This is a genomic window from Janthinobacterium sp. PSPC3-1, assembly GCF_049896105.1.
Taxonomy (GTDB): domain Bacteria; phylum Pseudomonadota; class Gammaproteobacteria; order Burkholderiales; family Burkholderiaceae_D; genus Janthinobacterium.
On sequence record NZ_JAFCTQ010000008.1, the window covers coordinates 79,080 to 90,704 of the forward strand.

The following is an 11,625-nucleotide window of genomic DNA, read 5'->3' on the forward strand; positions in this document are numbered from 1 at the left end:
GCATGCGGACTCCTCAACCGATCGCCGAAGCTTTGAGCAGCTTGGCGATATCTTTTTTTACTTTGGTCGGGTCCGCATCTTTCGGGAAACGCATCATCAGATTGCCCAGTGGATCGATCAGATACAGATGATCGTCCGGCTTGCCGCCGGCTTCCACCGGCAGCCAGGCTTTCAAGGCGTCGCCATTCACGCGCAGCATGTTGGTGCCGTCGTATTCGCGCATCACGATGGTGTCGATCGGCTCCGGGTCGGTGATCAGCCAGACGCGTTCGATGCGCTCCCTTTCCTTGCCCTGGGTCAGGCGCAACTGCTGCATGGCAAACAGCTGCTGCTTGCACGCCTGCTGGCAGTCGGACGGACCGGCCTGCAGCATCACCCACTTGCCCTTGAACTGCGCCAGCGGCGATGGCTTGCCGTCCAGCTCCTTCACCTGCAATGTGGCTTCCGGGATCGGATACTGGCGCGGGTCGATCAGGGCGCCATAGTTGTTGCGCCCGCTGGGCTTGATGATGTAATACGTCACATACGAGGCGATGATGGGAAAGGCGCACACGGCCACCACGGCCAGCAGCTTCCAGCGGCCGGTGGTTTGCGCTTTTTTCTCAAGCGCGTCAGGGAGATTTGTTTGCACGTCGACATCCTGTAAAGACAAAAAATAAAAAGGCCATCAGTGCCAGCGCGTACCACTGGAAGGCGTAGCCGCGGTGCTTGTCCGCACCGAGATCCGGCGCCGGCCAGTCGCGCACCGGCAGCTTGGCGCTCTCCGGCGAGGTCTGTTCGATCAGCAGCGGCTGGAAGGCCAGGCCGCTGGCCTGCGCCAGTTGCGCGATATCGGCATTTTGCACAATGGCTTGCGGAAGCAAAGGAGCAGCCGTGCCCAGCTGCATCACATGGCCGGCATTCAGGCGCGCCACGCCCTGCAACGTGACAGTACCGGTGGGCGTGCTGTAATCGGCGATACGGGTACGGTCGGCATTGTTGCGCGGCAACCAGCCCTGCGCCACCAGCACATGCATGGTCGAGCCGTCGATTTGAAACGGCGTCAGCACATGAAAACCGGCCTGGCCGCGGTACGGGCGGTTGTCCAGGTACACGGTCCAGGCGGGCACGAAGTGGCCCGTCACCGTCACGCGGCGGTATTCGATCGCTTCGGCGTCCACGGGCAGCAAAGGCGCGGCCGTCAACGCCAGCGGCGCGGCCAGGTTGCCCGCTTCCAGCCTGGCGGCGCGGGCGATTTTTTCTTCCGCCCGGCGCTGCTGCCATTGCGCCAGCGACAGGCCCAGCGCCACCAGTAGCAGCATTACAACAAACGGTATCCATCGAAAGCGGAATGGGAAGCGTACTGGCATTACAATGAAACCTCCTCAGAGCCGGCCTTGTCATCCATGAAAATCGTCGTCGCCATCGCTTTTATCCTGATCCTGGGCAGCCTGGGCTCGGCCTTGTTCTTCCTGATGCGCGACAAGGGCAAGAGCAACCGCACCGTGCAGGCGCTGGCCATGCGCGTGGGGTTTTCGATTGCCCTGTTCCTGTTGATACTGCTGGCGCACAAGCTGGGCTACATACAGCCTACCGGCATCCATTAGACGCCGCCATTGCCTGATTGGCAAATTTCAACGCCAAGAAAAAAGCCGTACACGGATCGTCCGGTACGGCTCTTTTCATTCTGCTGGCGCGCATGTCAACAGCGCGCCCTGCCCCGTTATTATAACCAATACACGACTACATACAGGCCCAGCCAGACGACGTCGACAAAGTGCCAGTACCAGGCGGCGCCTTCGAAGCCGAAGTGATGCTCGGGCGTGAAGTGTCCCTTCAATACGCGGTACAGGATCACCGACAGCATGATGGCGCCCAGGGTCACATGGAAGCCGTGGAAACCGGTCAGCATGAAGAAGGTGGCGCCGTAGATGCCGGACGTCATTTTCAGATTCAGCTCGCTGTACGCATGCATGTATTCATACACCTGGAAGCCCATGAAGACGGCGCCCAGCAAAATCGTGGCGGCCAGGAACAGGGCCGTCATGCCGCGGTGGCCGGCGCGCAATGCATGGTGCGAAATCGTCAGGGTCACGCCCGAGGTCAGCAGCAAGGCCGTGTTAATCGTCGGAATCCAGAACGGCGTCATGGTGGTAAATTCCTGCACCGTGCCGGCCGGCCCCACCGTGCCCCAGTGGGCGGCGAAATCGGGCCAGATCAGCTTGTGGTCGAGGTCGCCCAGCCACGGCATGGAAATGCTGCGCGCATAGAACAGGGCGCCAAAGAAGGCGGCAAAGAACATCACCTCGGAGAAGATGAACCAGCTCATGCTCCAGCGGAAGGAGTAATCGATGCGCTCGCTGTACAAGCCTTTTTCCGACTCGCCGATGGCGTCGCCGAACCAGAAATACAGCACCAGCAAAATGCCGGCCAGGCCGATATAGTTCAGGTACGGTCCCCAAGCCACGTCATTGACCCAGGCCGAGGCGCCTATCATGGTCAGCAGCAGGCTGGCGCCGCCCAGCATCGGCCACTTCGATGGCCCGGGTACGAAATAATAGGGTGCAGAGGACGCTGTAGCGTGGTTGGAACTCATTCTCATCTCCTCGTTTATATATTTATGGTACGACCAGGCTGACGATGGCAATCAGGATGCCGACCAGGCAGGCCACCGCCAGCAGGCCGGCAATCACGATATGCACCGGGTTCAGCCTGGCCGAATCGGTATCGAAATCGCTCTTGCGCCGTAAACCAGTAAATGACCAGATCACGGCCTTCAATGAATACAGGAACGACGCTTGCGGCTTGCGCGGATCGTTCATGGCTATTGCACCACCGGTGTCTGAGCCTGGCTCAGTCCGGCAATCTCGAAAAACGTGTACGACAGGGTGATGGTTTTCACTTCTTTCGGCAGCGCCGGATCGAGGAAAAACACCACCGGCATCTGCCGCGCCTCATGCGGTTTCAAGGTCTGCTGCTGGAAGCAGAAGCACTCGACCTTCTTGAAATGCGGCGTGGCGCTTTGCGGCGCGTAGCTGGGAATCGCCTGCGCGTTGACGGTGCGCCCCTGGGTGTTGACCACTTCATACAGCACCGTCACCAGCTCGCCCGGATGCACTTGCATGCTGGATACCACCGGGCGAAAGCGCCATGGCCCCTGGGCATTGCCATCGAATTCCACCGTGATGCTGCGGGTGGTGTCGACCTGCGCGTTCTTGTCCCAGGCAACCGTGCCATCCTTTTGCGTCAGCACATTGATGCCCATCACTTCGCAAATCTGCTTGTAGACGGGAATCAGGGCGTAGCCAAAACCGAACATCACGCAGGCAATGACGAGCAGCTTGCCCAGCATCTGGCGGTTCAGTCCGCGCGTCTCCCGAGGCACTGGCGTCGTCATGTCACAACCACAGCCGCTTGGCAAACACGGACAGGAAAAAGAACGCCGCCAGCGCCGCCAGGATCAGCCCGGTGCGCAGGTTGTTCGGCTTCTTGCGTCCACTATTACGCTCGCTCATGACGGCTTACTTCACGGTTGGCGGTGTTTCAAAGGTATGGAACGGCGCCGGGCTCGGCACGGTCCACTCCAGCCCTTCGGCGCCTTCCCATGGTTTCGCCGGCGCTGCCTTGCCGCCACGAATCGTCGGAATCACGACAAACACCAGGAAATACACCTGCATCAGGCCGAAGCCGAAGCCGCCGATCGAGGCGATCATGTTGAAGTCGGTGAACTGCGCCGGATAATCGGCGTAGCGGCGTGGCATGCCGGCCAGGCCCAGGAAGTGCATCGGGAAGAAGGTGACGTTGAACGTGATCAGCGACAGCCAGAAGTGGATCTTGCCGCGCGTCTCGTTGTACATATGGCCGGTCCATTTCGGCGACCAGTAATAGAAGCCGGCGAACAGGGCGAACAGCGAGCCGGCCACCAGCACGTAGTGGAAGTGGGCCACCACATAATACGTATCCTGCAGCTGGATGTCGATCGGCGTGACCGCCAGGATCAGGCCGGTAAAGCCGCCCATGGTGAACACGAAGATGAAGCCGACCGAGAACAGCATCGGCGTCTCGAAGGTCATCGAGCCCTTCCACATGGTGGCGATCCAGTTGAACACTTTGACGCCGGTCGGCACGGCGATCAGCATGGTGGCGTACATGAAGAACAGCTGGCTGGTGACCGGCATGCCGGTGGTAAACATGTGGTGGGCCCAGACGATGAACGACAGGATCGCGATCGATGCCGTGGCGTACACCATCGAGGCGTAGCCGAACAGCGGCTTGCGGGCGAACGCCGGCAGGATCTGCGAGACAATGCCGAAGGCCGGCAAGATCATGATGTAGACCTCGGGGTGGCCGAAGAACCAGAAGATATGCTGGTACATGACGGGGTCGCCGCCGCCGGCCGCGTTGAAGAACGAGGTGCCGAAATGGCGGTCGGTCAGGGTCATGGTGATCGCTCCGGCCAGTACCGGCATCACGGCGATCAGGAGGTAGGCCGTGATCAGCCAGGTCCAGCAGAACATCGGCATTTTCATCAGCGTCATGCCGGGCGCGCGCATGTTGAGGATGGTGACGATGATATTGATCGAGCCCATGATGGACGAGGCGCCCATCAGATGCATGGCGAAAATCGCCATGTCCATGCCGGGGCCCATCTGCGTCGACAGCGGCGCGTACAGGGTCCAGCCGGCGGCGGTGGCGCCGCCCGGTACCAGGAAGGACGTGGCCAGCAGGATCGCGGCCGGCGGCAGCAGCCAGAACGAGAAGTTGTTCATGCGCGCAAACGCCATGTCGGAGGCGCCCACCTGCAGCGGGATCATCCAGTTGGCATAGCCGACAAAGGCCGGCATGATGGCGCCGAACACCATCACCAGGCCATGCATGGTGGTGAGCTGGTTGAAGAATTCAGGGTGGAAAAACTGCAGGCCAGGATGGAACAGCTCGGTGCGTATCATCAGGGCCAGCACGCCGCCCGACAGCAGCATGGCGAACGAGAACCACAAGTAGAGGGTACCGATATCCTTGTGGTTGGTGGCAAACAGCCAGCGGCGGTAACCCGTGGGATGGTCGTGGGCGTGATCGTGGGCGTGGTCGTGAAGATCCTGACCGGCGCGGTCCAAAGTGCTAGTGCTCATGGTCTGCTCCTGATTACTTGCGTGCAGCCACGACTTCGGCTGGTTGAACGATATTTTCTTCGGCCTTGTTGGACCAGCTATTGCGCGTGTAAGTGATCACTGCCGCGATATCCGTGTCGGACAACTGTTTCCAGGCTGGCATTTCCGCCGGATACTTGCCGCTCTTTTGCCCGTTCAGCAAGACGTGGATCTGTTCGGCCTTGGGACCGTTGACGATGGCCGAGCCATCGAGCGGTGCGAACGCGCCCGGCACGCCCTTGCCGGTGGCCTGGTGACAGACCACGCAGTTGGCGGCATACACTTTTTCGCCCTTGACCTTCAGCTCGTCGATGGTCCAGGTCTTGTTCGGATCGTCGGCCAGCGCCGCCATTTCCTTCTGTTTCACGTCGACCCAGGCCTTGTAGTCGTCAGCGGAGACCACTTTCACGACGATCGGCATAAAGGCGTGTTCCTTGCCGCACAGCTCGGCGCAATTGCCGCGGAAGGTACCGATATGGTCGGCCTTGAACCAGGTGTCGCGCACGAAACCGGGAATCGCATCCTGTTTCACACCAAAGGCGGGCACCGACCAGGCGTGGATCACGTCATTCGCGGTCAGCACCACGCGGATCTTCTTATTGACCGGCACCACCACTTCATTGTCGACTTCGATCAGGTAATTTTCGCCGCGCTTTTCCGTCGGTGGCGCGCCGGGCGCACCCACCTGCGAGCGCGGCGTGGACAGGTTGGACAGGAAGGAAATGCCCTGCCCCTCGCCTTTCAGGTAGTCATAGCCCCATTTCCACTGCATGCCGGTGGCCTTGATGGTGATGTCGGCATTCGAGGTGTCTTTCATGCCGACCACGGTGCGCGTGGCGGGCAGCGCCATGCCGATGACGATCAGGAAAGGCACGACGGTCCAGGCGATCTCGACGGTGGTGCTTTCGTGGAAGGTGGCCGGTTTGTGGCCCAGCGACTTGCGGTGCTTGAAGATGGAATAGAACATGACGCCGAACACGGCCACGAAGATCACCAGGCAGATGACCATCATCCAGGTGTGCAAATCGTAGATTTCATGGGCGATCTGGGTCGCCGGCGGTTGCAGATTCATCTCGAACGGTACCGGACCGCCCGTACCAGGATAGGTGGAGGCGGCAGGCGCCGCCATGGCCCACTGTCCGCTGCCAGCCGCTAGCAGCAATAGTCCCGGCATCGACGATAGCAGTCGCTTTGCATAAGTCATGTTTTCCCCAACCACCTAAAAAATAACGATATTTTAAACGGCTGCGGAAACCTCCGTACTCCCCCGCTGCCGCTCCTCCATGAAAAGCACAACGGCCCGACCGCCGCCGCAGGCCTGTAGCACCAGCAGATTCCATGCTGGCGATCCATGCAAAACGCTGCCGGAACACCATGCTGCAACCCTGTTTTCCCATCCATCCTTGCATCACCCTGCATGCAAGATGGTTACTATACTAATGCACTAACTTCGAGCGTGGCTTGCTTTGCATTTTTATTTTTTGCACGGCCCTTGTTTTTTAGCTTAACAAGCTGACAAAACAGTCAACGATTATAAGCAAGAAAAGTTGAATCCATCAAGAAATATGCGGTGCATGCGGAGCTACATCACCGATGGTGGCGCGGATTGCAACGGTTGCGGCCATATCAGCCGCGATGCTGACAAAGTCTCGGTTTTATCCCGCGCAAAGAGTTCCTGAGAAAATGGTCAGGGCCAGGCGCCGCGCCGAAGACAGTACGCATGTACGGCGAGGCAAGGCAACAACGCCATGGCCGTTTTATCAGGGACTCTTGGGGTTGCGCGCCAATTATTCCGTTTTTGAAACCTGCTTATTTACGCGGCAAATCAAAGCGGATGATCGCTTCCCCATTGCGCGTGACACGCGGCGCCGGGCGAAACGCATGCCCATACTTTAGCTTAACAAGCTGACAAAACAGTCAACGATTATAAGCAAGAAAAGTTGAATCCATCAAGAAATATGCGGTGCATGCGGAGCTACATCACCGATGGTGGCGCGGATTGCAACGGTTGCGGCCATATCAGCCGCGATGCTGACGAAGTGTCGGTTTTCCCTTTGCGCAAAGAGTTCCTGAGAAAATGGTCAGGGCCAGGCGCCGCGCCGAAGACAGTACGCATGTACGGCGAGGCAAGGCAACAACGCCATGGCCGTTTTATCAGGGACTCTTGGGGTTGCGCGCCAATTATTCCGTTTTTGAAACCTGCTTATTTACGCGGCAAATCAAAGCGGATGATCGCTTCGCCATTGCGTGTGACACGCGGCGCCGGGCGAAACGCATGCCCATACAACACTTCAAAAGTGAGGCCCAGCTTGCCGTCAGGACGACGCATCGCTTCCAAAGCAGCCAGCATCCGCTGCCAGGCCGCCTTGCCCATCAGGCCGCGCCGGCGCGTGGTCAGCGGATTGCCGCCAAACGCCCGCACATCGGCCAGCAGTTTCTCCGGGGTGTCATAGGTGACCGTAATGATTTCCATATCCAGCACCGGCGTGGAAAAACCCGCCTCGACCAGCATGTCGCCAAAGTCGTGCATATCGACAAACGGCAAAGCGTGCGGATACAGATCGGCTTCGGCAAAGGCGTCGCGCAGTTCGCGGAACGTATCGGGGCCGAAACAGGAAAACATCAGCAAGCCGTCCAGGCGCAGCACGCGGCGCCATTCGGCAAACACGCGGTCGGGCTGGGCATGCCAGTGCAGCGCCAGGTTGGACCAGACCAGGTCGACACTGTTCGGCGCCAGCGGCAGGTCGCCCAGGTCGCCGCACAGCAAGTCCACGCCCGTCTTGGCCGGCAGCAGCTTGCTGAGAAACTGGTTCAGGCTCGACAACTTGCTGGCCGGCGCACGCGCCGCCTGCACCATCGCTTGCGCGGCGTCCAGGCCGAGAATCTGCGCGGCCGGATAATCCTTGTGCAGCTGCGCCAGGTCGGCGCCCGGGCCGCAGCCCGCGTCGAGCACGCGCAGGGGGGCGATCTTCACCAGCTCCAGGCGCTCGTGCATGCGGCTTGATACTTCGCGGCGCAGGAAATCGGACGGCGCCACGCGCGCCGGGCGGGAAAAGAAATCACGGACGTGCACCGCATCGATGGGCGCACTCATTTTGGGCGGAGTAGTGGGAACTGACATGTCGAATCGGGTGAGATGAGATAATGTCGGCAGTGTACATGGAACCCGGCCATGGCGATCAACAGCCTCTTTTGCCTCGATGTGCTCGGCAGCCTGCTGCCGGCCCAGTGCGCGCTGTGCGCCGGCAGTTGCCGTGGCGTCGTGTGCTCGCCTTGCCGGCGACAATACCTGGAACACACGCGGCGCCGTTGCCGCCAGTGCGCCAATCCGCTGGCCGACGTGGCCCTTGTGTGCGGACGCTGTCTGCGCCGGCCGCCCGCGTATGACGCCACCTGGACGGCGGCGGACTATGCGGCGCCGGTCGACCAACTGTTGCTGCAACTGAAATTTGGCGCGCGCCTGGCGCTGGCGCCGCTGTTTGCGCAGCTGCTGGTGGCGGCCGTGCGGCGCGACAGTGGCTGGGATGCGCCACAATTGCTGTGCCCGGTACCGCTGGGCCCGGCCCGGCTGGTGGAACGTGGCTACAACCAGGCGCTGGAAATTGCGCGCCCGCTGGCGCGCCGCCTCGCCATCCCGCTGCAAGCGCGGCTGGCGACCCGCGTGCGCGAAACCAGGGCGCAAAGCGGCGTGGCGCCGCGCGAACGGCGGGCCAACCTGGCGCAGGCCTTCATGGTGGCGCCGCAATATGCCGGCCAGGTGGCCGGGTGCCATGTCGGCATCGTCGATGACGTGATGAGCAGCGGCCATACCGTCCACGCGCTGGCGGCCGCATTGAAACGCGCAGGGGCGCGCAAGGTCACCGTGCTGGTGGCGGCGCGCACGCCGCCGCGCTGATTGATTATTTAAATAGGGAGAGTATTTTGTTTCATGTTGTTCTGGTCAACCCGGAAATACCGCCCAATACGGGCAATATCATACGCCTGTGCGCCAATACGGGCGTGCAGCTGCACCTGATCGAACCGCTGGGCTTTCCGCTCGACGATTCAAAGATGAAACGCGCCGGCCTCGATTACCACGACTATGCCAGCATGAAGGTACACAAGAATTGGGACGCCTTTATCGCCGACACACAACCGGACCCGGCGCGCATGTTCGCCATGACCACGCACGGCTCGCGTCCGTTTGCCGAACTGGCCTTCCTGCCCGGCGACGTGTTCGTGTTCGGCTCGGAAACGAAAGGACTGGACCCGGAACTGCGCAACAGTTTTCCCGGCGAACAGCGCATCCGCCTGCCGATGCGCCCCGACAACCGCAGCCTGAACTTGTCGAATACGGTGGCGGTGGTCGTCTATGAAGCGTGGCGCCAGCATGGCTATGCCGGCGGCGCGTAGGTCGGATTAGGTCGGGCCGCGCAGGCCCCAGAGGCGCCGTAATCCGACAACATTGTTGGCGTCAGTGGTGTTATCGGATTACGCAATCAGCGCAGCGCAAGCTGCGTGTTGGCGCCTGTCTCCACGTCCAGTATCACCAGCTGGGTGCGCAGGTCGCGCGTGGCGGCCAGCTTGCCGTTGACGTACAGATTGGTCTTGACGCCATACACGCCCTGCGACACGCCGGCCGGCAAGGTCAGCTCGAACGAGTTTTCAAAGCGCCCGCCCGTCTTGTTATTGCTGGCCAAGGACTTCGAGCCGGACTTGAAGGGCTGGCCCTGCGGGTCCAGCACCACCAGTTCCTCGCGCACGTCGTTGACGTTCTGCGCGCTGCCATTGACCAGCTCCACCACCGAGTTGACCTTGAACGGCTGGCCGCGCTTGACGGTGGCCGCGCTCACCTGCGGCGTGTACGACACCACTTGCGGTTCGCGTGGCAGCGCGCCGCGCGCGCGGATATAGTCGCGGTCGGCCTGGGCCGCCGTCTTGGTCTGGCGCGAGTTCACATTGATCGCCAGGCAACCGGCCGCGGCCAGGCCGCCACCGAGGGCCGCGCCTTGCAGCGCGCCCTTCTTGCCGTTGACAAAGGCACCGAGCAAGGCACCGACGGCCGCGCCGGCGGCGGCGGTCGCGCCCACGCTGCACGGGTCATCGTCGGTGGCCGCTTGCGGATTCTGGCCGCCTTGCGGATATGGCGTGTCTTGCCGTACGCCGTTCGGGTTGCCGGGTGCCGTGGCGCAGCCGGCCAGCATGGCGGTCAGGGTCAGGGCGGCGGCGGCGCGCAAAGTGGTCTTGTTCATGAGAGGCTCCAAAGTAACTTACTTGATCGTGGTTTCCGTCTGCAGCACCTGGCGCTCGCGGTCGCGGATGCGGCGCGACAGGCTGTCGATGCGCGGGTTGTTCGGGTCGACGCGGCGCGCGCTGTCCAGATAGGTCTTGGCGGCGTCGAAACGGCCATCGGCCATGGCCCGTTCGGCATCGCGCAGGAAGGATTGCGCCATCTCGTTGCGCATGGCCGCGCCATTGTCGACGGCCGGTGCGGGAGCAGCCGCAGCACGTTCGACCACGCGCGGCGCGGCAGGTTCGGTCTGGATCGGGCGCGTTGGTGCCGGATCAACCGGCGCCGGCGCTGGCGCTGGCGCCGGGGTCGGTGTGGGTACCGGTGCCGGTGCGGGCGTATTCAAGGCCTGCAAGTCGGCTTTCAGCTGTTTGAGTTCCGGATATTCGCGATCGATCGCTTCGAGCTTGGCGATGCCGTTTTGCGCCGCCGAGGCATCGCTGTTGTCGAGCGCCTGGCGCACGCCCACCTGTACCGAGGCGGCCGCCGCCTGCTGGCGCGCCAGCTGCTTGCGCAAGGACTCCACCGTGGCGGCGCCGGCACAATCGGCGTCGAGCTTGGCGATGGCCTCGCCGGCGCTTTGCAAGCGCTTGCCGTCGAGCGCATTTTCAATCGCCTTGACGCTGCGCTGGCAGCCGGCCGTTGCGGCGCCGGCCTTGCCGATAGCCGCCTGCAAGTCTTCGGCCTTGGCGCTGGACTTGCCAGTGCAGACGTTTTTCGCCGTCGCCAGCTTCTGGCGCGCACCGTCCAGGCTGCCGTCGGCCACCAGCTTCAGGCCGCTGTCGATGGCGTCATTGCAGGCCGATTCGCTTTTGCCGCCCGGCTTGCCGTTCATATACACGATCACCAGCGCCAGCACGGCGATGCCGGCCAGCCAGCGCGGCCATTTTTTCGGCGGTGCGGGCGGCTGGGCCGGGGGCTCCACTTTGGGAACAGGCTTGGGCACGGGCACCGGTGCAGGCTGTGGGACAGGCTTCTGCACCGGCTGCGGCGCCGGCTTGGGTTCCACCTTGGGCTCGACCTTGGGCTCGACCCTGGGTTCCGGCTTGGCTTCCGGCTTCGGTTCAGCCTTGACCGGAACCGGTGCCGGCACCGGTGGCACCACGGCCGCCACCGGTTTCGGCAATGGCGGCGGCGCGACGGCACCCGCCACGCCCTGGCCGCAAAACGGGCAGAACGCTACGCCGCCGACCAGCACCGATTGACACTTGACACACTTGTTCACAACAC

General features: G+C 62.0%; 14 protein-coding genes. 3 read left to right on the forward strand and 11 right to left on the reverse strand.

Annotation, left to right across the window (positions count from 1 at the left end):
* Positions 1–13 precede the first annotated feature (13 nt).
* Positions 14–631 (reverse strand): SCO family protein, encoded by a 618-nt coding sequence (locus ACP7B7_RS11060; protein WP_308923917.1) that lies wholly within the window; start codon positions 629–631, stop codon positions 14–16.
* Positions 612–1,349 carry an SURF1 family protein gene (locus tag ACP7B7_RS11065; protein ID WP_426076699.1) on the reverse strand — a complete coding sequence of 246 codons (738 nt, stop codon included), beginning with the start codon at positions 1,347–1,349 and terminating at the stop codon, positions 612–614. Before ACP7B7_RS11065 ends, ACP7B7_RS11060 begins: the two co-directional genes overlap by 20 nt.
* Positions 1,350–1,385: 36 nt before the next feature.
* Between ACP7B7_RS11065 and ACP7B7_RS11070 the strand changes: the two genes are divergently transcribed.
* Positions 1,386–1,586 carry a twin transmembrane helix small protein gene (locus ACP7B7_RS11070; RefSeq protein ID WP_065308323.1) on the forward strand — a complete coding sequence of 67 codons (201 nt, stop codon included), beginning with the start codon at positions 1,386–1,388 and terminating at the stop codon, positions 1,584–1,586.
* A 119-nt stretch (positions 1,587–1,705) separates the two neighbouring features.
* Here the strand turns inward: ACP7B7_RS11070 and ACP7B7_RS11075 are convergent, their stop codons facing one another.
* The 7 genes from ACP7B7_RS11075 to ACP7B7_RS11105 all read right to left on the reverse strand — a co-directional run bounded on the left by ACP7B7_RS11075 (position 1,706) and on the right by ACP7B7_RS11105 (position 8,220).
* On the reverse strand, positions 1,706–2,575 hold the full coding sequence (locus ACP7B7_RS11075; protein WP_308923915.1) for a cytochrome c oxidase subunit 3: 870 nt from the start codon (positions 2,573–2,575) through the stop codon (positions 1,706–1,708).
* 22 nt (positions 2,576–2,597) lie between these two features.
* Positions 2,598–2,801, reverse strand: a complete 204-nt coding sequence (locus tag ACP7B7_RS11080) for a DUF2970 domain-containing protein (RefSeq protein WP_426076700.1) — start codon at positions 2,799–2,801, stop codon at positions 2,598–2,600.
* Between the two features lie 2 nt (positions 2,802–2,803).
* Positions 2,804–3,376: a cytochrome c oxidase assembly protein gene (locus ACP7B7_RS11085; RefSeq protein WP_426076701.1), complete on the reverse strand. Its 573-nt coding sequence runs from the start codon at positions 3,374–3,376 to the stop codon at positions 2,804–2,806.
* 1 nt (position 3,377) lies between these two features.
* On the reverse strand, positions 3,378–3,494 hold the full coding sequence (locus ACP7B7_RS11090; protein ID WP_217270561.1) for a cytochrome oxidase small assembly protein: 117 nt from the start codon (positions 3,492–3,494) through the stop codon (positions 3,378–3,380).
* Between the two features lie 6 nt (positions 3,495–3,500).
* Positions 3,501–5,108 carry a cytochrome c oxidase subunit I gene (gene ctaD / locus ACP7B7_RS11095; RefSeq protein WP_426076702.1) on the reverse strand — a complete coding sequence of 536 codons (1,608 nt, stop codon included), beginning with the start codon at positions 5,106–5,108 and terminating at the stop codon, positions 3,501–3,503.
* 13 nt (positions 5,109–5,121) lie between these two features.
* The gene (gene coxB / locus ACP7B7_RS11100) at positions 5,122–6,330 is read right to left on the reverse strand and encodes a cytochrome c oxidase subunit II (RefSeq protein ID WP_308923910.1); all 1,209 of its coding nucleotides are present in this window, start codon (positions 6,328–6,330) and stop codon (positions 5,122–5,124) included.
* Between the two features lie 999 nt (positions 6,331–7,329).
* Complete coding sequence (locus ACP7B7_RS11105) at positions 7,330–8,220, reverse strand: methyltransferase domain-containing protein (RefSeq protein WP_308923909.1); 891 nt, start codon at positions 8,218–8,220, stop codon at positions 7,330–7,332.
* 78 nt (positions 8,221–8,298) lie between these two features.
* On the opposite strand from ACP7B7_RS11105, the gene ACP7B7_RS11110 reads away from it, so the two are divergent.
* Both ACP7B7_RS11110 and trmL read left to right on the forward strand, forming a co-directional pair.
* Positions 8,299–9,021: a ComF family protein gene (locus tag ACP7B7_RS11110; protein WP_426076703.1), complete on the forward strand. Its 723-nt coding sequence runs from the start codon at positions 8,299–8,301 to the stop codon at positions 9,019–9,021.
* Between the two features lie 26 nt (positions 9,022–9,047).
* Complete coding sequence (trmL, locus tag ACP7B7_RS11115) at positions 9,048–9,518, forward strand: tRNA (uridine(34)/cytosine(34)/5-carboxymethylaminomethyluridine(34)-2'-O)-methyltransferase TrmL (protein ID WP_426076704.1); 471 nt, start codon at positions 9,048–9,050, stop codon at positions 9,516–9,518.
* 86 nt (positions 9,519–9,604) lie between these two features.
* Here the strand turns inward: trmL and ACP7B7_RS11120 are convergent, their stop codons facing one another.
* The gene (locus tag ACP7B7_RS11120) at positions 9,605–10,357 is read right to left on the reverse strand and encodes a hypothetical protein (RefSeq protein WP_426076706.1); all 753 of its coding nucleotides are present in this window, start codon (positions 10,355–10,357) and stop codon (positions 9,605–9,607) included.
* An 18-nt stretch (positions 10,358–10,375) separates the two neighbouring features.
* Positions 10,376–11,620, reverse strand: coding sequence for a hypothetical protein (locus ACP7B7_RS11125; RefSeq protein WP_308923905.1), 1,245 nt, complete (start codon positions 11,618–11,620; stop codon positions 10,376–10,378).
* Positions 11,621–11,625: the final 5 nt, after the last annotated feature.

Coding starts and splice junctions, on each gene's coding strand:
- ACP7B7_RS11085 (WP_426076701.1), bottom strand. CDS start 3,376: ATGACGACGCCAGTGCCTCGGGAGACGCGCGGACTGAACCGCCAGATG.
- ACP7B7_RS11070 (WP_065308323.1), top strand. CDS start 1,386: ATGAAAATCGTCGTCGCCATCGCTTTTATCCTGATCCTGGGCAGCCTG.
- ACP7B7_RS11110 (WP_426076703.1), top strand. CDS start 8,299: ATGGCGATCAACAGCCTCTTTTGCCTCGATGTGCTCGGCAGCCTGCTG.
- ACP7B7_RS11080 (WP_426076700.1), bottom strand. CDS start 2,801: ATGAACGATCCGCGCAAGCCGCAAGCGTCGTTCCTGTATTCATTGAAG.
- ACP7B7_RS11090 (WP_217270561.1), bottom strand. CDS start 3,494: ATGAGCGAGCGTAATAGTGGACGCAAGAAGCCGAACAACCTGCGCACC.
- ctaD (WP_426076702.1), bottom strand. CDS start 5,108: ATGAGCACTAGCACTTTGGACCGCGCCGGTCAGGATCTTCACGACCAC.
- coxB (WP_308923910.1), bottom strand. CDS start 6,330: ATGACTTATGCAAAGCGACTGCTATCGTCGATGCCGGGACTATTGCTG.
- ACP7B7_RS11105 (WP_308923909.1), bottom strand. CDS start 8,220: ATGAGTGCGCCCATCGATGCGGTGCACGTCCGTGATTTCTTTTCCCGC.
- ACP7B7_RS11065 (WP_426076699.1), bottom strand. CDS start 1,349: ATGCCAGTACGCTTCCCATTCCGCTTTCGATGGATACCGTTTGTTGTA.
- ACP7B7_RS11075 (WP_308923915.1), bottom strand. CDS start 2,575: ATGAGTTCCAACCACGCTACAGCGTCCTCTGCACCCTATTATTTCGTA.
- ACP7B7_RS11120 (WP_426076706.1), bottom strand. CDS start 10,357: ATGAACAAGACCACTTTGCGCGCCGCCGCCGCCCTGACCCTGACCGCC.